This window comes from Rhodanobacter sp. TND4EL1 (assembly GCF_054061035.1).
Genome location: NZ_JBSSDT010000001.1, coordinates 68,212 through 86,911, shown reverse-complemented (window position 1 = coordinate 86,911; position 18,700 = coordinate 68,212). Strand labels below are relative to the sequence as shown.

At 64.5% G+C, this 18,700-nt stretch carries 17 protein-coding genes and 1 tRNA gene; 9 read left to right on the top strand and 9 right to left on the bottom strand.

The window, feature by feature from the left end:
* Nucleotides 1–68: 68 nt before the first annotated feature.
* From odhB to pilH, 5 genes are all read left to right on the top strand, one after another.
* The gene (gene odhB / locus ACVWWQ_RS00460; RefSeq protein ID WP_133950750.1) at nt 69–1,286 is read left to right on the top strand and encodes a 2-oxoglutarate dehydrogenase complex dihydrolipoyllysine-residue succinyltransferase; all 1,218 of its coding nucleotides are present in this window, start codon (nt 69–71) and stop codon (nt 1,284–1,286) included.
* Nucleotides 1,287–1,386: 100 nt separating this feature from the next.
* Nucleotides 1,387–2,811, top strand: coding sequence for a dihydrolipoyl dehydrogenase (lpdA, locus tag ACVWWQ_RS00455; RefSeq protein WP_133950752.1), 1,425 nt, complete (start codon nt 1,387–1,389; stop codon nt 2,809–2,811).
* A gap of 123 nt (nt 2,812–2,934) precedes the next feature.
* Nucleotides 2,935–3,531, top strand: a complete 597-nt coding sequence (locus ACVWWQ_RS00450) for a TIGR00730 family Rossman fold protein (RefSeq protein WP_099652523.1) — start codon at nt 2,935–2,937, stop codon at nt 3,529–3,531.
* Nucleotides 3,532–3,552: 21 nt separating this feature from the next.
* Nucleotides 3,553–4,551, top strand: coding sequence for a YhdH/YhfP family quinone oxidoreductase (locus ACVWWQ_RS00445; protein ID WP_133950754.1), 999 nt, complete (start codon nt 3,553–3,555; stop codon nt 4,549–4,551).
* A gap of 69 nt (nt 4,552–4,620) precedes the next feature.
* Complete coding sequence (gene pilH / locus ACVWWQ_RS00440; RefSeq protein WP_099652367.1) at nt 4,621–4,986, top strand: twitching motility response regulator PilH; 366 nt, start codon at nt 4,621–4,623, stop codon at nt 4,984–4,986.
* Between the two features lie 68 nt (nt 4,987–5,054).
* On the opposite strand, the gene ACVWWQ_RS00435 is transcribed toward pilH, so the two are convergent.
* Both ACVWWQ_RS00435 and ACVWWQ_RS00430 read right to left on the bottom strand, forming a co-directional pair.
* Nucleotides 5,055–5,951: a DnaJ C-terminal domain-containing protein gene (locus ACVWWQ_RS00435; RefSeq protein WP_099652368.1), complete on the bottom strand. Its 897-nt coding sequence runs from the start codon at nt 5,949–5,951 to the stop codon at nt 5,055–5,057.
* Nucleotides 5,952–6,019: 68 nt separating this feature from the next.
* Nucleotides 6,020–6,472 (bottom strand): Hsp20/alpha crystallin family protein, encoded by a 453-nt coding sequence (locus ACVWWQ_RS00430; RefSeq protein ID WP_099652369.1) that lies wholly within the window; start codon nt 6,470–6,472, stop codon nt 6,020–6,022.
* A gap of 133 nt (nt 6,473–6,605) precedes the next feature.
* Here ACVWWQ_RS00430 and ACVWWQ_RS00425 point away from each other — a divergent pair, with 133 nt between their 5' ends.
* A complete protein-coding gene (locus ACVWWQ_RS00425; protein ID WP_099652370.1) occupies nt 6,606–7,097 on the top strand; it encodes a peroxiredoxin family protein in 492 nt (163 codons plus the stop codon).
* Nucleotides 7,098–7,224: 127 nt separating this feature from the next.
* Here ACVWWQ_RS00425 and ACVWWQ_RS00420 read toward each other — a convergent pair whose 3' ends face one another.
* The gene (locus ACVWWQ_RS00420) at nt 7,225–9,162 is read right to left on the bottom strand and encodes an SUMF1/EgtB/PvdO family nonheme iron enzyme (RefSeq protein WP_133950756.1); all 1,938 of its coding nucleotides are present in this window, start codon (nt 9,160–9,162) and stop codon (nt 7,225–7,227) included.
* A gap of 112 nt (nt 9,163–9,274) precedes the next feature.
* On the opposite strand from ACVWWQ_RS00420, the gene rnd reads away from it, so the two are divergent.
* Together rnd and ACVWWQ_RS00410 are read left to right on the top strand one after the other, a co-directional pair.
* Complete coding sequence (gene rnd / locus ACVWWQ_RS00415; RefSeq protein WP_133950758.1) at nt 9,275–10,390, top strand: ribonuclease D; 1,116 nt, start codon at nt 9,275–9,277, stop codon at nt 10,388–10,390.
* Between the two features lie 60 nt (nt 10,391–10,450).
* Nucleotides 10,451–10,526 (top strand) — tRNA-Ala (locus tag ACVWWQ_RS00410).
* A 53-nt stretch (nt 10,527–10,579) separates the two neighbouring features.
* Here ACVWWQ_RS00410 and ACVWWQ_RS00405 read toward each other — a convergent pair.
* On the bottom strand, nt 10,580–10,783 hold the full coding sequence (locus ACVWWQ_RS00405) for a hypothetical protein (RefSeq protein ID WP_133950760.1): 204 nt from the start codon (nt 10,781–10,783) through the stop codon (nt 10,580–10,582).
* 210 nt (nt 10,784–10,993) lie between these two features.
* A complete protein-coding gene (gene ppk1, locus ACVWWQ_RS00400; RefSeq protein ID WP_133950762.1) occupies nt 10,994–13,153 on the bottom strand; it encodes a polyphosphate kinase 1 in 2,160 nt (719 codons plus the stop codon).
* 215 nt (nt 13,154–13,368) lie between these two features.
* On the opposite strand from ppk1, the gene ACVWWQ_RS00395 reads away from it, so the two are divergent.
* Nucleotides 13,369–14,616 (top strand): MFS transporter, encoded by a 1,248-nt coding sequence (locus ACVWWQ_RS00395; RefSeq protein ID WP_133950764.1) that lies wholly within the window; start codon nt 13,369–13,371, stop codon nt 14,614–14,616.
* Nucleotides 14,617–15,399: 783 nt separating this feature from the next.
* On the opposite strand, the gene murB is transcribed toward ACVWWQ_RS00395, so the two are convergent.
* The 4 genes from murB to ACVWWQ_RS00375 form a co-directional block, all read right to left on the bottom strand.
* Complete coding sequence (gene murB / locus ACVWWQ_RS00390; protein ID WP_133951011.1) at nt 15,400–16,428, bottom strand: UDP-N-acetylmuramate dehydrogenase; 1,029 nt, start codon at nt 16,426–16,428, stop codon at nt 15,400–15,402.
* 10 nt (nt 16,429–16,438) lie between these two features.
* On the bottom strand, nt 16,439–17,473 hold the full coding sequence (locus tag ACVWWQ_RS00385) for a quinone-dependent dihydroorotate dehydrogenase (RefSeq protein WP_133950766.1): 1,035 nt from the start codon (nt 17,471–17,473) through the stop codon (nt 16,439–16,441).
* Nucleotides 17,474–17,572: 99 nt separating this feature from the next.
* Complete coding sequence (locus ACVWWQ_RS00380; RefSeq protein WP_133950768.1) at nt 17,573–18,346, bottom strand: SDR family oxidoreductase; 774 nt, start codon at nt 18,344–18,346, stop codon at nt 17,573–17,575.
* A gap of 7 nt (nt 18,347–18,353) precedes the next feature.
* Nucleotides 18,354–18,656 (bottom strand): DUF4190 domain-containing protein, encoded by a 303-nt coding sequence (locus ACVWWQ_RS00375; protein WP_099652526.1) that lies wholly within the window; start codon nt 18,654–18,656, stop codon nt 18,354–18,356.
* Nucleotides 18,657–18,700 lie beyond the last annotated feature (44 nt).

Genomic DNA, 18,700 nt, shown 5'->3' with positions numbered 1-18,700 from the left:
GTGCGGCCAGGATGGCCGCTTTTTGATCTCTGCGCCCAGGGACGCGCGCACAAACTCAAAGGCCTGCTATGTCCATCGAACTCAAAGTCCCCGTCCTGCCCGAGTCCGTCTCCGACGCCACCATCGCCACCTGGCACAAGAAGGCCGGTGATGCAGTCAAGCGCGACGAGAACCTGGTCGACCTCGAAACCGACAAGGTGGTGCTGGAAGTGCCCTCGCCGGTCGACGGCGTGCTGAAGGAAATTCGCCATGAAGTCGGCGACACGGTGAACAGCGAGCAGGTCATCGCGATCATCGAGGAAGGCGCCGCCGCGGCTCCTGCGCCCGCCGCTGCCGCACCTGCTCCGGCGGCTGCCGCCCCGGCACCAGCCGCACCCGCGGCCGCTGCCGGCAAGGGCAGTGCGGACCTGTCGCCAGCCGGCCTGCGTGTGGCGACCGAGGAAAAGATCGATCCATCCAAGGTCAGCGGCACTGGCCGCGATGGCCGCGTGACCAAGGAAGACTTGGTCAACTACGGCAAGGGTGGCAGCGCTCCGGCTCCGGCTCCAGCCGCCGCGGCTCCGGCTGCCAGGCCGACCCCGGGTTCGCGTCCGGAAGAGCGCGTGCCGATGACCCGCATGCGTCAGCGCATCGCCGAACGCCTGATGCAGTCGAAAAACTCCATCGCCATGCTCACCTCGTTCAATGAGGTAAACCTGAGCGAAGTGATGAAGATGCGCAAAGCACTCGGCGAAGCATTCCAGAAGGAGCACGACGTCAAGCTCGGCTTCATGAGCTTCTTCGTCAAGGCCGCTGCCGAAGCGCTGAAGCGCTACCCGTTCGTCAACGCATCGGTCGATGGCAACGACGTGATCTATCACGGCTACCAGGACATCTCGATCGCGGTGTCGACCGACAAGGGTCTGGTCACGCCGGTGCTGCGCGACGTGCAGGACATGAGCTTCGCCGACGTCGAGAAAGGCATCGCCGACTACGCCACCAAGGCACGCGCCAACAAGCTGTCGCTGGACGATCTGCAGGGCGGCACGTTCACCATCACCAACGGCGGCACGTTCGGCTCCCTGCTGTCCACTCCGATCGTCAACCCGCCGCAGAGCGCCATCCTCGGCATGCACACGATCAAGGAACGCGCCATCGTCGAGAACGGCCAGATCATCGCCGCACCGATGATGTACATCGCGCTGTCGTACGACCATCGCATCATCGACGGCAAGGACGCGGTGCTGTTCCTGGTCGACATCAAGAACCAGCTCGAGAATCCGCAGCGGATGCTGCTCGGACTCTAATGATGCGAGAACGGGGAACAGGGAACGCGGGACGGCAAAAGTTGCCGCCCTTGTTCCCCGCCCCCCGTTCCCTGTTCCCGCTTTCAAGGACACCAAAACCATGAGCGACAAATACGATGTCATCGTCATCGGCGCCGGTCCGGCCGGCTATGTGGCTGCGATCCGCGCCGCACAGCTGGGCCTGAAGACGGCCTGCGTCGACGCGTTCGCCGGCAAGGACGGCAAGCAGGCGCTTGGTGGCACCTGCCTCAACGTGGGCTGCATCCCGTCCAAGGCGCTGCTGGACTCCTCGCGCCAGTTCCACAACCTCACCCACAATTTCGACGTGCACGGCATCAGCGCCGACAACGCGCGCATCGACGTGCCGACCTTCGTCGGACGCAAGGACAAGATCGTCAAGCAGTTCACCGGCGGCGTGGCGCAGCTGTTCAAGGCCAACAAGATCACGCCGTACTTCGGTACCGGCAAGCTGCTCAAAGGCAACTCGGTGGAGATCACCGGCCCCGACGGCAAGAAAGAGACGATCAGCGCCACCAACGTGATCCTCGCTTCCGGCTCGGTGCCCATCGAGTTGCCGTTCGCCAAGTTCGACGGCAAGGCGATCGTCGACAACGCCGGCGCGCTGGACTTCACCGAGGTGCCAAAGCGCCTGGGCGTGATCGGCGCCGGCGTGATCGGGCTGGAGCTGGGCAGCGTGTGGAAGCGCCTGGGTTCCGAAGTCACCATCATCGAGGCGCTGCCCGACTTCCTCGGCGTGGCTGACCCCGACGTCGCCAAGGTCGCCGCGCGCGAATTCAAGAAGCAGGGCCTGGACATCAAGCTCGGCGCCAAGCTCAACAAGGCCGAGGTGAAGAAGGACGGCGTGCACCTGGTCTACACCGACAAGGACGGCGAGCAGCAGCTCGTCGTCGACAAGCTGCTGGTGGCCGTCGGCCGCCGCGCCTACACCGCCGGCTTGCTGGCCGACGACACCGGCGTGAAGCTGGACGAGCGTGGACGCATCGTGGTGGACGAGCACAACCACACCGGTGTCGATGGCGTGTGGGCGATCGGTGACGCGGTGCGCGGCCCAATGCTCGCCCACAAGGGTTCCGAGGAAGGCGTGGCGGTGGCCGAGTGGATCGCCGGCAAGGCTGGTCACGTCAACTTCGACACGATTCCGTGGGTGATCTATACCGAGCCGGAAATTGCATGGGCTGGCAAGACCGAGAAGGAACTGAAGGACGCCGGCATTCCGTACAAGGTCGGCAGCTTCCCGTTCGCCGCCATCGGCCGTGCCGTGGCGATGAACGAGGCGGTCGGCCAGGTGAAGATGCTGGCCCATGCCGAAACCGATCGCATCCTCGGTGTGCACATGGTCGGCCCGGGCGTCTCCGAGCTGATCGCCGAATGCGTCGTGGCGATGGAGTTCAAGGGTTCGTCCGAGGATCTGGCGCGTATCGTCCACGCCCATCCGACCCTGTCCGAAGCCGTGCACGAAGCGGCGTTGTCGGTCGACAAGCGCGCCATTCACAAGGGCAACTGAGCGCCCGCGTCGAGCGTACATCGGCCCGCTCGTGGCGACATGGGCGGGCCTTTGCATTCTGCATTCCCGTGCAGGAGCCTGCTGGCGGGCTTCTGCAATCCTTTTTTCAATTCGGACAAGTCCATGCCCCAACCCACCGCCATCTGCGTCTACTGCGGCTCCAGCAGCGGCAGGCATCCCGAATACGCCGAACAGGCGCATGCCTTCGGCACGGAAATGGCGCGACGTGGCATCGCGCTGGTCTATGGCGGCGGCAACGTCGGCCTGATGGGTGTGGTGGCCGACGCGGTGCTCGCCGGTGGCGGCAAGGTGATCGGGGTGATTCCACGCCAGCTGGTGGAGCTGGAAGTGGCCCATCCCCGCTTGAGCGAACTGGTCGTGGTGGAAACCATGCACCAGCGCAAGACGCGCATGTACGAGCTGTCCGATGCCTTCGTCGCCCTGCCCGGTGGCTTCGGCACCATGGACGAGATGTTCGAGATGCTGACCTGGGCCCAGCTCGGCCTGCATCGCTACCCGTGCGCCTTCCTCGACGTGCGCGGTTACTACCGCGACCTGCGCCAGATGATGCAGCACATGGTGGAAGAGAAGTTTGTGCGCGCCGAGCAACACGACAGCATCTGGTTCGGCGACAGCATGGCCGAGTTGTTCGCCTGGATGCAGGACTACCAGGGCACCTACGTGCCGAAATGGATCGACACCCGCAGTGTCGATGCCTGACCTCCAACCCGGAACATCGACATGACCTCCTTCCGCGCGTTTCGCATCCACAACGACGACAGCGGCTATCGCGCCGGCATCGAAATGATGTCCAGCGAAGTGCTGTCACCCGGCGAAATACTGATCAAGGTCGCCTACTCTTCGGTCAATTACAAGGACGCCCTTGCAGGTACCGGCAAGGGCCGAATCTTGCGCACGTATCCATTGAATGGCGGCATCGACGTGGCTGGCCGGGTGGTGGCCTCCACCGATCCGGGCTTCCGCGAAGGCGACGCCGTGCTGTGTACCGGCAGCGGCTTGTCCGAGATGCGTGACGGCGGCTACGGCGAATATGCCCGGCTCGATGCCCGCTGGACGATTCCGCTGCCTGCCGGCCTGAGCCTGCGCGAAAGCATGGTCATCGGCACTGCGGGCTTTACCGCCGCGCTGGCACTGCTGCGCATGCAGGACAACCGGCAGACGCCTGCGCTGGGCCCGATCGCGGTGACCGGCGCCAGCGGCGGTGTCGGCCAGCTTGCCATCGACATCTTCAGTCGCGCCGGTTACGCCGTGCACGCGATCAGCGGCAAGGCCGATCACTTCGATTTCCTGCGCGATCTCGGTGCGGCGGAATGCATCGATCGCCACCAGCTCGCCTTCAGCGGCAAGCCGATGGACTCGGCGCGCTTCGGCGGTGCGCTGGACAACGTCGGCGGCAGCATGCTGAGCGGCCTGCTGCCATTGATCAGTCCGTACGGCAACGTGGCGATCTGCGGCAATGCCGGCGGCGTCGCGTTCGACAGCACGGTGATGCCGTTCATCATCCGCGGCGCCAGCTTGCTCGGCATTGCCTCGGCTGGAACCGCCCGCGACTTGCGCGACCGCCTCTGGCAGCTTCTCGCAAGCGACTGGAAACCGCGGCATCTCGATCGCATCTGCACGCTCGACGTGACGCTGGAAGAGCTGCCGGAAGTGTTTGCGCGTATGCTCGCTGGGAACTCCTTCGGACGCACTCTCGTGTGCGTCGATGGCGCGGTTTGACGAAACCGCGCTTGGAAGTACCATTGCCACGGCTTAGAATCAACGAAACTCGCAGGGGACTATCTTTCTATGGCACGCATCCTGATCGTCGACGACTCCCCTTCACAGCTGCTTGGCATCAAGCGCATCGTCGAAAAACTCGGGCATGAAACCCTTTCCGCCGAAGACGGCGCCGCCGGCGTGGAAGTGGCCAAGGCCGAGCTGCCTGATCTGATCCTGATGGACGTGGTCATGCCCAACCTCAACGGCTTCCAGGCGACGCGCACGATCAGCAAGAACGCCGAAACCGCGCATATCCCGATCATCCTGGTTACCACCAAGGATCAGGAAACCGACAAGGTGTGGGGCATGCGCCAGGGCGCAAAGGCCTATGTCACCAAACCGATCCGTGAAGAAGAACTGGTCAAGGCGCTGGAAGAATTCCTGCCAGGCTGAAGTGGCAACCGATTCGACGAAAAACGGCGCCCATGAGGCGCCGTTTTTTTGCTCCATTGAAGGCGTGGCTATCGGGGATTGAATTCGCCGAAGGCGGCCTGCAATGCGTCATAAGCGGCGCGCTGCTCGTCCGTTTCCGCCGGCGGGGTACGAATGGACAACTCCACCAGCTGATCGCCGGGATGCGCACCAGGCATGCCCCGCCCCTTCAGGCGCAACTTGCGTCCCGATTGCGAGCCCGCCGGAATACGCAGGTCGACGGTCCCGGCCAGGGTAGGTACCGGCACCGTGGCACCAAGGGCGGCCTCCCACGGGGTGACGGGCAGGACACTGACCACGTTGCGTCCATCCAGGCGGAAACGCGGATCCTCGCGAAGTCCCACCTCCAGCAGCAGGTCGCCGTTCGGGCCACCGGCCATGCCGGGCTGACCCTGTCCGCTCAGGCGAATCACCTGCCCCGGCTGGATACCGGCCGGGATCTTGACCTCCAGCACGCGCTCGCCGCCTGCCGGATCATGCATCGCCAGTCGCGTGCGACCGCCCTCGAAGGCCGTCTGCAATTCGATCTGCACCGATGCCTGCACATCCTGGCCGCGACGCGGGCGCGGCTGGCCCCGATGTCCGCCTGCAGCGGCACCACGCCCGAACAGGCTTTCAAAGAAGTCGCTGAAATCACCGTCGTCGCCGCCACCGAAGCCTTGCTGTCCCTGCCAACCCGGCGGCGGACGGAACTGCTCACCTTGACGGTAACCGCCAGCACGCAGCTGGTCGTAAGAGCGCCGCTTTTCGGCGTCCTTGAGGACCTCATTGGCCTCGTTGACCGACTTGAACTTCTCCTCGGCACCGGCTTCCTTGTTCTTGTCCGGATGGTATTTGCGCGCGAGCTTGCGATACGCCGTCTTGATCTCGGCTTCGCTGGCATCGGGCTTCACACCCAGAATTTCGTAATAATCTTTGAATTCCACTCACCGCTCCCCGACTTGCGCAAAACCCGCGGCGGATCAGCTCCGCCGCGGGACAACCCACTCCGAACTCAGTGGCTTGCGTTGATGGTAATGCGCCGCGGCGTCGCCTGCGCCTTCTTCGGTATCACGATTTCCAGCACGCCGAGCCTTCCCGTTGCGGTGATGCCGTCGGCATCGGCGCTGTCGGGCAACGCAAACCGGCGATGGAAGGCACCGCGCGCACGCTCGACGCGGGTGAATTTGCTGGTCGCTTCCACCCCGGCAGCTTCACGTTCGCCCTTGATGGTGAGGATGCCCTTGTCCATGCTCACTTCAATCTGCGCCGGATCCACGCCGGGAATGTCGGCCAGGATCACAAAGCGCTGCTCGTCCTCGCGAATGTCCACGCGCGGCGCCCACTGGCTGGTGACCACGCTGGAGGCATCCGCATCTTCCGGCTGCAGGAAGCGGTCGAACGCCTGCCGGACTTCCTCGGGCAGGCCGTTGCCTGCATTCCAGATCCCATGACGACCAAGGTTCATTGCGATTCTCCTCGATTGGATTGCGGTCGATTACCGCCTGCCACAGAAAATAGGTGCGCTCGGCGACGATTCAAGGCGACAACCCCCTCGAACCGCCCTAGCATGCGCTCTTCACTTCATGATTCCGGATCCCATGAGCATTCAAGCCGGCGACACGATTCCCGACGCCACCGTGCAACGCATCGACGGCGACATCCAGCCGGCGCAGACGCGCGACCTGTTCGCCAAACGCCGGGTGGTGATGTTCGGTGTTCCCGGGGCGTTTACGCCGACCTGTTCCAACAAGCATCTGCCGGGCTACACGAAGCACTTTGCCGACTTCCGGCAACACGGGATCGACGTGATGTGCCTCGCCGTCAATGATGGGTACGTAATGCAGGCCTGGGCCGCGTCGCAGCACGTGCCCGCCGGGTTGCTGATGCTGGCCGATGGCAACGGCAGCTTCACCACTGCGCTGGGGCTGCAGCTGGACGGCAGCGCCTTCGGCATGGGCTTGCGCACGCGCCGGTTTGCGCTGTATGCGGAGGACGGTCTGGTGCGCTTGCTGCAGGTGGAAGCGCCCGGCGAATTGCGCGTATCCAGTGCCGAGGCGATGCTTGCTGCGGTCACTGCACTGACCACCTGACATCGCCCCGCACGCCGGCCATCAGCCTGCCAACCCGGTGCGGATAAGGCTCCGCTTTGGAGAACCGGACTGTTTCATCGAGCCCGGCGACACCAGCGGCGCCGCCATTGACGGGTTGCGGCTCCGCTTACAACTCGCGGATCACGCGGAAGCCGACGCGACCGCTGCGCGCATCGCCATTGGCTCCCTGCCGGTAAGCGGAGTCCACCTGCTCGGGTGAGCTGCCCCATGAACCGCCGCGCAACACGTGGGCGCGACAGCCCGGGTTGATCCATGCGCTGCCATCCGTGGGGGCACGCAGGTAACTGTCGTGCCAGCAGTCCGCCACCCACTCCGAAACGTTGCCGTCGATGTCATACAGGCCGAACGGATTGGCGGCGAAGCTCATCACTGGAGCCGGCCCCCAGTAGCCGTCGCGATAGCCGCGAAACGCGTTGCTCCAGCGACGGCCGCTGCGCGAGCGGTCGAACGAGCCGGTGAGATTCTCGACGGGGCGCGTGGGCGTGCCGTCGCCCCACCAGTAACGGGTCTGCGTGCCGCCACGAAGCGCGTACTCGAATTCGGCTTCGCTGGGCAATCGATACGCCTTGCCCGTGCGCTGCTGCAACCAGTCCGCGTACGCGCTGGCGTCCGCCCAGGAGACGTTGACCACGGGCAGGTTGTCGTCGGCCTTGCGACCGGCATAGTCGTCCTCCCAGGTGGCCGAACTGTCGTCGCGCAGGGCGCCGCTGCGTTCGTCGTAGACGCTGGCGCCGCCCAGCTTGATCGAGTCGGGGACGTAGCCACTGGCCCGCACGAACTCGCGGAACTGGGCGACGGTAACCGCGGTGCGTGCCATCGCGAAACCCTTCGCGATGGTCACCGCATGTTGCGGCTGGGCGGATTCGATCCGGTTGGAATCCGCCGGCGGCAAACCCATCAGGAAGCTGCCGGTGGGGACGACGACCATGGTCGGCGTCTTGCCCGGCAGATCGACGTAATGATCGACGAAGACTTGGCCCGGTTTGTAGCTGGCATACAGGCGTGCATTGGTTAGTTGCTCGGCGAAAGGTTCCAGCGCAGCCAGCCCGCCGTCAATCGAACGCGCCTGCGCCGCCAGCTTGGTGGCCAGCGCCAGGTTGCCCGCGTCCAGCGCCGTACGCGCCTGGTTCAGCACGCCGATGGCGCGCTGCTCGCGCAGGTTGTCCACACGTTCATGCACGTCGCGCATTTGCTGCGAGCCGGGGCGAATCACCTGCGCCTTCACCAATTCACGGTCGGCCTCGGCGAAATCGTTCTGAGCCACCGCGGCCAGCGCTCGATCCAGCACGGCACGCTGCACCTGCAGAATGCCCTGCTCCGCCACGGCATTCTGCGGATCCAGCACCTGCACCTCGTGGTACAGGTCCAATGCACTGCCGCCAGCTGGCTGGTCGGCCTTGCCTTGCTGCAACAAACCCGCCGCCTTGGCCAGCATCGGCCGCACCTTTTCCAGCGTCTGCAGGCTGGTTTCCAGTTGCGCCACCTCGGAATCGGCATTGGGCAGCGTGCGCAAGGCATCGAGCAGGTCGTGCGCGGCGTCGACATCGCCCACGGCAATGTCCTGGTCGATCTCTGCCACCAGCCGTGCGCGCACGTCGAACAAACCTTGCACCGCGCGCCGACTGTCCGACTTCTGCTTCAAGGCTTTCTCGAACAAGGCCGCCGCACTGTTGTCGTCACCGGCCAGCGCGCCGGCGTGCAGCGCCTTGGTCGCGCGATCCAGCAAGGCCTGGACCTCGGGCGGATCCGCACTCAGCTGTTTGGGCAGGTCGGCCTTCGCGCTGTTGCGCGCGGCAATCACCGTGGCCGGCGCAAGCGTCAGCGGTGGTCCGGCATTGAGTTCGCTGATGGCCGCCACCCGTTCCGGCTGCGGGCCATTCACCGGAGCTGCCGCGCCCAGCGACATCGAACGGCGCGGCGCCTGGCTCAGGTCCACGTGGAACCACTGCGGAAAGAAGTGATAGCTCAGCGCGAAACCCAGCACGACCAGCCCCAGCGCACCACCAAGAAAGCGCTGATGGCGCAGGGTTGCGTTGTTCGGCATAAATGGGCGTCCTTGGGTGCGGCCTGTTATCGTGCGCTGCTCACCATAGGCACAAATTGCCGACAGGGCAATCCGTGTCTGCGTCGTTGTGCGACATTTCCGAGGAGTACCGATGTCACTGCCCGAAACCCCTGCCGCCGACTGGATCGATCACCCCGACGCGCTGCACGCGTGGTTGGCCACGATACCGGCGGATGCGGCGATCGGCCTGGACACCGAGTTCATGCGACGCAACACCTTTTACCCGCAACTTGCCCTGCTGCAACTGGGCTGGAACGGGCACCATGCACTGGTCGATCCGCTGGCGTTCGACATCGGCACTGCGTTGCAGCCCGTGCTCGGCGCCGGTACGGCCATCACCATCATGCACAGCGCCAGCGAGGACCTGGAAACCCTCGCCCCCCTGCTGCCCGATGGCCCGCACGAGTTGTTTGATACCCAGATCGCCGCGGCCTTCGTCGGCATGGGCCTGGGCATCAGCTATCGGGCGCTGGTCGCCGAGTTGGCGGGCGCCGAACTGGACAAGGGCGAAACGCGCTCGGATTGGCTGCAGCGGCCGCTGACCGATTCGCAGCGCAGCTACGCCGCCCTGGACGTGGTCTATCTGAAGACCATCCACGAACAACTGTCCGAAAGCCTGAGGCAGCGCGACCGCAGCGCCTGGCATGCCCAGGATTGTGCCCGGCTCAAGCAGCGCGCCAGCCACCGCGATGGCGACCCGCAGCCGCAACGCGCCTTGCGCGGTGCGGCCGAGTGGCCGGCCGAACAGCAGGCCATGCTGCGTCGCCTGCTGCTGTGGCGGGATCGCAGCGCACGGCGGCTGGACGTGCCGCGCCCCTGGCTGCTCGACGACAATCTCGCGCTGAACCTGGCCGATAAGCCACCGGCCGCGCTGGGCGATCTGGAGCAACGCAGTCGCGGTCAGCGTGCGTTGCGCTCGGCCCAGCGCAGCGAACTGTTCGAGCTGCTGGCACCTGCCGTGAGTCCCGAGGAAGTCGCTGCCACCGCGCGCATCCCGGCGCATCCGCAAGGCGCGGCAAAGAAGGCACTGGGCGAGATGAAACAGCTGGTCGATACGCGCGCGGGCGAGCTCGACCTGCCACCGGGATTGCTGTGCCCGCGCAAGGTGCTGGAGGAATACGTGGTCACCGCCGAGTGGCCGGAGTTCCTCGAGGGTTGGCGTCGCGACGTCCTGCATGGCGACCTTCCCGGACTGTTGCCGGACTGAGTCTTCCGCGACGGGGTCTTGGCGAAGCCCCGGCGCACTGCTAGTATTCCTCGCTTCCGTGGGGCGGTAGCTCAGCTGGGAGAGCGCCACGTTCGCATCGTGGAGGTCGTGGGTTCGATCCCCATCCGCTCCACCACGGATTCAAACAAAAGGCCCCGGCATTGCCGGGGCCTTTTGTTTGCGCGCGGGTCAGACCTTGAGGAAGCGCGAAATGGCGATCAGCACCAAGCCGATGACGACCAGCCACGCCGTACCGCTGACGAAATACGGAAACACCATCAGCGCGATGCCGCAGATCAGCGGCACGATCGCCTGCTGCTTTTTTCCATAGATGAAGAAGCCCAGCCCGATCGAGCCAAACAGCAACCCCCACCACAATGTCGATGTATTCAAGGCGATGCCCCCTGCGTTCGGTCCGTCCGGGCGCATCGTACTCCCGCGCTGGCGACGGTTGCCCATGCGAGCGGGCGAAGCGCATCTCGCATGGACGCCATCAACGGCCGATCCGTACCAGCGGCGAAGCGAAGCGGTTTCGATCGTCGGGCCGGCAGGTTACGCAAGGATCGAGCGAAGCCGTGCGGCAACCGACCGCCGCTTGTCTTCTCAGCGGCCGCCAGCCGGACTGCACAGCGTTGCCATCAACTCGGCCTGCACATCGACAACCGGCTGGCCGGGTTCCGGCGCGGAATGCAGGTAGTCGCCATCGGCCTGCAGCAAGGAGGCACCGACGTTGTCGGCGAGGCAAAGATCCAGCGCGCGACGAATGCGCTGCTGCATCTTCTTGCCCTCGATCGGAAACGCGGCTTCCACGCGACGATCCAGGTTGCGCTCCATCAGGTCGGCACTGGACAGATACAGGCGCGGCTCGCCGCCATTGGCGAACCAGTACACGCGGCTGTGCTCCAGGAATCGGCCGATGATCGACCGGACCCTGACGTTCTCCGAAACACCATCGACCCCGGGACGCAGGCTGCAGATCCCGCGCACGATCAGGTCAATCTGCACGCCTGCGATGCTGGCCTGGTACAGCGCGCGAATGATGCTCGGTTCGGTCAACGCATTGAGCTTGAAAATGATCTGCGCGGGCTTGCCCGCCGCGGCGTGCGCCGCCTCGCAGGCGATCATCTCCAGCAACCGGCTCTTCAGCGTGAACGGCGCATGCAGCAGCCGCTTCATGTGCTGCAAGGTGCCCATGCCGGTGAGTTCGCTGAACAATTTGTGCACGTCCTCGCACAGCGCCTCGTCGGAGGTGAGCAAACTGTAATCGGTATACAGCCGTGCGTTGCCGCTGTGATAGTTGCCGGTGCCCAGGTGCGCATAACGCACCAGTTCGCGACCTTCGCGACGCTGAATCAACATCATCTTGGCATGGGTCTTGATGCCGACCACGCCGTAGATCACCATCGCCCCGGCCTGCTGCAGACGCGAGGCGAGGCTGAGGTTGGATTCCTCATCGAAGCGCGCACGCAATTCGACCACGGCCGTCACCTCCTTGCCCGCGCGGGCAGCGTCGACCAGCGCATCGACGATCTCCGACTTCGCGTTGGTGCGGTAAAGCGTCTGCTTGATCGCCAGCACCTGCGGATCGACGGACGCCTGGCGCAGCAGGTCCACCACCGGCGCGAACGACTCGTAGGGATGCAGCAGCAGCACGTCCTGCTTGCTGATCACCTGAAACAGGTCCTCCGCATGCCGCAACTCCTTCGGCAACGCGGGCGTGAACGGCGGGTATTGCAGACTCGGATAATTCGCGTGACAGGCGATGCTGAACAGTCGGGCCAGATTCACCGGGCCGTTCACCTCATACAACTCCGACTCGGCCAGCCCGAACTGTTTCAGCAGATGATCGGTCAGATCCTTCGGGCAGTTGTCAGCCACTTCCAGTCGCACCGCGTCGCCGAAGCGGCGCGAGTACAGCTCGCCGCGCAGCGCGAGGGCGAGATCCTCGACATCCTCCGGGTCCAGCGTGAGATCGGCATTGCGGGTCAGCCGGAACTGGTAGCAACCGAGCACGTCCATGCCGGGGAAAAGTTCTTCCACATGGGCATGGATGATCGAGGACAGCAACACGTAGTTGTCGCCGCCTTCGCAGACATCGGCAGGCATCTGGATCAGCCGCGGCAACACGCGGGGGGCCGGCACCACCGCCAGGCCCGAATCGCGACCAAACGCATCAACCCCCTCCAGCCGCACGATGAAGTTGAGGCTCTTGTTGACAAGCAACGGAAAGGGATGGGTCGGGTCAAGACCGATCGGAGTCACCAACGGAGCCACTTCCTGACGGAAGTAGCGGCGTACCCACAGCTTCTGCTTGTGCGTCCATTGCTGGCGCCGCACGATGCGGATGCCCCGCTCGGCCAGCTCCGGCAGGATGCGATCGTTGAGAATCGCGTATTGCCGCTCGATCTGCCGATGCGCGATGTCGCTGATTAGCGCCAGCGCGCGCTTCGGCCCGATGCCATCCGGACCGATCAGCTCGTGGTCCAGCGCCACCTGACCTTTGAGCCCGGCCACGCGGATTTCGAAGAATTCGTCCATGTTGCGCGAAAAGATCAGCAGGAACTTCAGCCGCTCCAGCAGCGGCGTGCGCTCGTCCAGCGCCTGGTCCAGCACGCGGATGTTGAACTGCAGCTGCGAAAGCTCGCGATGGATGTACAGGCGCGGATCGGCAAGATCCACCGCGGGAACGATTTCCGCCGTGTCATTGGCAGCGGGTGCGGAAACGTCGTGTGACGAAGTTTCGCGAATGATGCGGCTGTTCATCGGTACACCATGCAGCATGAAGTGGGCGGCCTTCCCATGGTAGCGTGCCGCCGGCCATGCCGGCCCGGCGCGCGCGACTGGCTCAGCTGCCGCTCAGTCTGCGATGTCTTGATGACCGCTGGATGACGCTGACGCGACGCCTGGCACATGCGACGTGGCGACCGTTTGGCTTATCGTGAGCGCCTCCGCGCCGCCTCCTACAGTCAAGCACCCTCATGCAGACCCGCGTCGAAAGCGCCTCACTCTCCCCTTCCGTGATCCCCGCGTCCGGCAACAGCATCCCCGCCAGCGAGCCTACCCAATTTGCGGTGCTCGGCGGGATCAGCTTCGCGCACATGCTCAACGACATGATCCAGTCGCTGATCCTGGCGATCTATCCGTTGCTGAAGGGCACTTTCCATCTGAGCTTTGCCCAGGTTGGCCTGATCACCCTGACGTTCCAGCTCACCGCTTCGCTGCTGCAACCGCTGGTAGGCATGGTTACCGATCGTCGTCCGTTGCCATACTCCCTGCCGGTCGGGATGACGTTCACCCTGTGCGGTTTGCTGTTGCTGGCGGTGGCTCCGAGCTTTCCCGTGTTGTTGCTGGCCGTGGGTCTGGTCGGCACCGGCTCGTCGGTGTTCCATCCGGAGTCCTCGCGCGTCGCGCGAATGGCTTCCGGGGGACGGCACGGGCTGGCCCAGTCGTTGTTCCAGGTTGGCGGCAACACCGGCTCGTCGCTGGGACCACTGCTGGCCGCGTGGATCATCGTGCCGCACGGTCGTGGCAGCGTGGCGTGGTTCTCGCTGGCGGCGCTGCTGGCGATCGTGGTGCTGCTGCAGGTCGGGCGCTGGTACAGCCGCCATCATGTCGCACGCAGCCTATCGGTCTCGCGGCATCTCACCGTCGTGTCGCTGTCACGCAACCAGGTCATCGCCGCGCTGGCGATCCTCGGTCTGCTGATCTTCTCCAAGTATTTCTACCTGGCCAGCCTCAGCAGCTATTACACGTTCTACCTGATCCACAAGTTCGGCCTGTCAGTGCAGAGCGCGCAGGTGCATCTGTTCGTGTTCCTGTTCGCGGTCGCCGCCGGCTCGTTGATCGGCGGCCCGGTCGGCGACCGGATCGGACGCAAGTGGGTGATCTGGGTGTCGATCCTGGGCGTGGCGCCGTTCACCCTGCTGCTGCCGCACGCGAACCTGATGTGGACCGGAGTGTTGACCGTGGTCATCGGCCTGATCCTGGCGTCGGCGTTCTCGGCCATCCTGGTCTATGCACAAGAGCTGATTCCCGGCAGGGTTGGCATGATTTCCGGGCTGTTCTTCGGCTTCGCCTTCGGCATGGGCGGCATCGGCGCAGCCGTGCTCGGCGGCTTGGCCGACACCCACGGCATCGAATACGTCTACCGGTTGTGCGCGTATCTGCCGTTGATGGGGTTGATCACGGTGTTTCTGCCGGATATCGAGAAGCGGGCTCACGCGTAGCTTCTTTGTTGGGGTGTCTTCAGTCGCGTTGCTCTTGCTCATTCTTGTTGATTAAGTGCAAAGCTTTCACCCTCCTGTGGAGGGCGAGGTACTTCTCTTCTGCTTGTCCAAAAGAGAAGTACCCAAGAGAAAACGACACCCCGCTTACGCGCTTTCCGGGCATCCATGCCCGGAAAGTCCGCGGGTGGGTTTCGGGGTTTGTCGACAGGGCATCCTGCCCTGACGCCAAACTGGCCGGCATCCATGCCGGCCACCCTGCGGGCTTTTCCTCCACCCGCCCGCCGCTTCAGAGGGGCCCCGGGTAGAGCAACGCGCATCCTGCGCGTACTTTTCAGAACAGCCAGAGCAAAAGCAGAGCCAGAGCGTAATCGTGGAGGCACGACGCTTTGCCGTTGCCGTTGCCGTTGCCGTTGCCGTTGCCGTTGCTGTTGCTGTTGCTTCTGAGTTTTTTCACCGAGTGCGGGCCAGGATGGTCCGCTGCTCTACCCGGCGCCCCTGTGCGGCGGTGAGGGACGGACGACAGGCCCGCAGGGTGATCGGCAGGGATGCCGATCATTTTTCGCCAGGACAGGAGTCCTGTCGAAAAACCCGGCCGGCCCTCACGGACTTGCCGGGCATGGATGCCCGGCAAGCGCCAAGCGGGGTGGCCTTCTCTTTTGGTTACTTTTCTCTTGGCCACGCAAGAGAAAAGTGACTCGGTCGCCGCAGGCGAACGACCGCTCTGCACTCAAGCTACGAAATCGAGCAAGAGCACCGAGGTGAAAGCCTCTCCCACAGAAAGACTCAGCGCGCGCCGATCACCACCGGCTCCGGCTCCAGCGCAACGCCAAATTTCGCACGCACACCGTGCATCACCTGCTGCGCCAACGCCCACAGTTGCGGCCCCGTCGCCTTGCCATGATTCACCAGCACCAGCGCGTGCCGATTGGAAATGCCCGCATCGCCTTCGCGGATACCCTTGAAACCAGCGGCCTCGATCATCCAGGCAGCGGACACTTTGCAGCGGCCGTCCGGCTGCGGCCACACGGCCAGTCCGGGATGCTCACGCTTGAGTGCATAAGCCAGCGCAGCATCGATGATCGGATTCTTGAAGAAGCTGCCGGCATTACCGATCACCGCCGGATCCGGCAGCTTCCTGGTGCGCAAATGGACCACCGCTTCGGCGACATGGAACGGCGCGGGATGCTCCACACCCATCCGCGCCAGCTGTTCGTTGATGCCTGCGTAATCGGTGCGCAGCGGACGGCTGCGTGGCAGCATGAAGCGCACCGCCGTGACGATGTAACGGCCGGGTTCATGCTTGAACAACGAGTCGCGGTAGCCGAATGCACAGGTCGCGTGGTCCAGCGTCACCACTTTGCGCTCGCGCGTGTCCCAGGCCTCGACGCTCTCGACGAACTCGGCCACTTCGCAGCCGTAGGCCCCGATATTCTGGATCGGTGCGGCGCCGACCGTGCCGGGAATCAGGATCAGGTTTTCCAGCCCGGCGTAACCCTGGCCGAGCGTCCAGCGCACGAAGTCATCCCAGCGCTCACCGGCCGCCACCGCAATGCGCGCGCTGTCGCCATCGCTTTCCACCTGCACGCCACGGGTTGCCATTGCCAGCACGGTGCCGTCGAAATCACCGGTGAACAGCATGTTGCTGCCCTCGCCCAGCACCAGCAGTCGACCCTTGCGCACGGCCGGGAAGTCGAGCAATTCGGGCAACTTGCTGGCGTCGCGGATTTCGGCGAGCAGCGTCGCGCGCGCATCCACACGCAGCGTGTTGCGATTGGCCAGCGAGGCATTTTCGATCAGCGTGTAGCCGCCCATGTCGATGCGTTCAGACATTGGCAACCTCGCGCTGGCGGCGGATCTCGTTGACGCACTCGGCCACCAGATGCGGCCCGCGATAGATCAGGCCCGAATACACTTGCACCAGCGAGGCGCCGGCGTCGAGCTTTTCGGCCGCATCGCTGCCATCGAGAATGCCCCCCACGCCGATCAGCGGAATGCGTCCTTGCAGGCGCTTGTGCATGCCGGCCAGAACAGCCGTGGAACGCTCGAACAACGGCTTGCCGGACAAACCGCCGGATTCGCCGCCATGCGGGTCGTCAGCCACGGACGCGTGGTCGATCGTGGTGTTGCTGCAGATCACCCCGTCGATGCCGGTGCGCAGCAGGACTTCGGCGATCGCGTCGAGTTCGCCTTCGGAAAGATCCGGCGCGATCTTCAGCAGCATCGGCTTGCGCCTGCCCTGCTGCGAACCCAGCCGTTCCTGCGCCGCGCGCAGTACCGAGATGAACTTGTACAGCGTCGCTTCCTGCTGCAGGTCGCGCAGACCCTGCGTGTTCGGCGACGAGATATTCACCGTGATGTAGCTGGCGTGCTCGTGGACCTTGTGCAGGCAGGTCAGGTAATCGTTGACCGCCTTCTCGTTCGGGGTGTCCTTGTTCTTGCCTATGTTGATGCCGAGCACGCCGTGATAGCTGGACTGCTGCACGTTGCGCACCAGCGCATCGACGCCGCCGTTGTTGAAGCCGAGCCGGTTGATGATCGCCTCGTGCTGCGGCAGGCGAAACATGCGCGGCTTGTCGTTGCCCGGCTGCGGCAGCGGCGTGACCGTGCCGACTTCGATGAAGCCGAAACCGAGCGCATCGAGCGCGTCGAGGTGCTCGGCATTCTTGTCCAGCCCGGCAGCGAGGCCGACCGGATTGGGAAAGGTGATGCCGAACACCGTCGTCGACACGTCGGCCGGCGGCTTGGCAATCCAGTGCGCGAAGCCACTGCGCTGCGCCACGCCCAGCGAATACAAGGTGAGGTGGTGCGCCTTCTCGGCGTCAAGCTTGAACAGCAGCGGGCGCAGGATGTCGTACATGGGTTTCAAATCAAGGATTCGGGATGAAGACGGAAGTCGAGGTCGCAGTTTAGCCTGCTGAAATGCACCGGAAGGGGCAGCCGATCGCGCGGTCGCGTTTCAGCCACGGAGCATTTGCCCGCCATCGACGACGAGGGTCTGCCCAGTGATCCAGCCTGCCCACGGCGAAGCCAGAAACAACGCCGCGTGAGCGATCTCTTCCGGCTTGCCGAAGCGGCCGAACGGGATCTTTGCCAGGGTCGCCCGATACAGCTCGGGCTGTTCCACTTTGCGGCGTTCCCACAGCCCCTCGGCGAAGGCGATCGAACCGGGCGCGATCGCGTTGACGCGAATCCGCTGCTCGGCGAGTGCCAGCGCCTGCGAGGTGGTGTACTGGCTGAGCGCCGCCTTCACGGCGGCATAGGCCGCGCCGTTGGCGCGCGGACGAAACGCCGCGATGGAACTGGTGTGAAGAATGCAGCCGTGCGCGGACGCCTGCAGGTATGGCAGGGCCGCGCGCGAGGCACGTACGGCCGCCATCAGATCGACATTGAAGCCGGCCAACCAGCCTTCGTCGCTTTCGTCGAAACCGTAGCCGCTGGCATTGTTGACCAGCACGTCGATACCGCCCAGCGCTGCCGCCGCACTGGCGATGTAGGCGTTGATGGCCTCGGCGTCGGCGAGATCGCAACCTTGGGCGTGCGCCATGACCCCTTGCGCAGCGATGGTCTGCCGCGCTTCTTCCAGCGCTGCCGCGCCGCGTGCGCAGATCGATACGGCCGCACCGGCCTGGGCAAAAGCCAGCGCGATGCTGCGGCCGATGCCGCGACTGCCGCCCGCCACCACGACGCGATAGCCATTGAAATCAAAAGGAACGGGAGCCGCGTTGTTCATGCGCCGGTCAATGCCAACCGGCAATCGCGAAACCGAAGAACAACATCGCCATCAGCAGGAAAACGCCCAGCACGCACAGGCCCAGCTGGACATAGCCCAGCACCATTCCGGCCACGGCCATGCCGTCGCCTTCCATGCGGTGGTCGAGCGGACTGCGGCGGATTTCACTGCGTGCCAGATGGCCGCAGACGATGGCCACGAGGGCGCCGACAAACGGCAGAAGGCACCAGGAAAGGATGCCGAACACCAGGCTCACCACGGCCAGCGAACTGGTGGTGGCGGCAGGCCGATAGGACGGTTGATAGCTCATCGGGTCGCTCACTCTTCAAGGAGGGGAAACAGCGCCGTCATGCA

What these genes read in the sequence shown, in the direction of transcription:
- lpdA (WP_133950752.1), top strand. Translation starts at nt 1,387, where the DNA reads ATGAGCGACAAATACGATGTCATCGTCATCGGCGCCGGTCCGGCCGGC.
- ACVWWQ_RS00425 (WP_099652370.1), top strand. Translation starts at nt 6,606, where the DNA reads ATGAGCATTCAAGCCGGCGACACGATTCCCGACGCCACCGTGCAACGC.
- rnd (WP_133950758.1), top strand. Translation starts at nt 9,275, where the DNA reads ATGTCACTGCCCGAAACCCCTGCCGCCGACTGGATCGATCACCCCGAC.
- ACVWWQ_RS00420 (WP_133950756.1), bottom strand. Translation starts at nt 9,162, where the DNA reads ATGCCGAACAACGCAACCCTGCGCCATCAGCGCTTTCTTGGTGGTGCG.
- ACVWWQ_RS00450 (WP_099652523.1), top strand. Translation starts at nt 2,935, where the DNA reads ATGCCCCAACCCACCGCCATCTGCGTCTACTGCGGCTCCAGCAGCGGC.
- ACVWWQ_RS00380 (WP_133950768.1), bottom strand. Translation starts at nt 18,346, where the DNA reads ATGAACAACGCGGCTCCCGTTCCTTTTGATTTCAATGGCTATCGCGTC.
- ACVWWQ_RS00445 (WP_133950754.1), top strand. Translation starts at nt 3,553, where the DNA reads ATGACCTCCTTCCGCGCGTTTCGCATCCACAACGACGACAGCGGCTAT.
- ACVWWQ_RS00395 (WP_133950764.1), top strand. Translation starts at nt 13,369, where the DNA reads ATGCAGACCCGCGTCGAAAGCGCCTCACTCTCCCCTTCCGTGATCCCC.
- ACVWWQ_RS00430 (WP_099652369.1), bottom strand. Translation starts at nt 6,472, where the DNA reads ATGAACCTTGGTCGTCATGGGATCTGGAATGCAGGCAACGGCCTGCCC.
- ppk1 (WP_133950762.1), bottom strand. Translation starts at nt 13,153, where the DNA reads ATGAACAGCCGCATCATTCGCGAAACTTCGTCACACGACGTTTCCGCA.
- ACVWWQ_RS00375 (WP_099652526.1), bottom strand. Translation starts at nt 18,656, where the DNA reads ATGAGCTATCAACCGTCCTATCGGCCTGCCGCCACCACCAGTTCGCTG.
- pilH (WP_099652367.1), top strand. Translation starts at nt 4,621, where the DNA reads ATGGCACGCATCCTGATCGTCGACGACTCCCCTTCACAGCTGCTTGGC.
- ACVWWQ_RS00385 (WP_133950766.1), bottom strand. Translation starts at nt 17,473, where the DNA reads ATGTACGACATCCTGCGCCCGCTGCTGTTCAAGCTTGACGCCGAGAAG.
- murB (WP_133951011.1), bottom strand. Translation starts at nt 16,428, where the DNA reads ATGGGCGGCTACACGCTGATCGAAAATGCCTCGCTGGCCAATCGCAAC.
- odhB (WP_133950750.1), top strand. Translation starts at nt 69, where the DNA reads ATGTCCATCGAACTCAAAGTCCCCGTCCTGCCCGAGTCCGTCTCCGAC.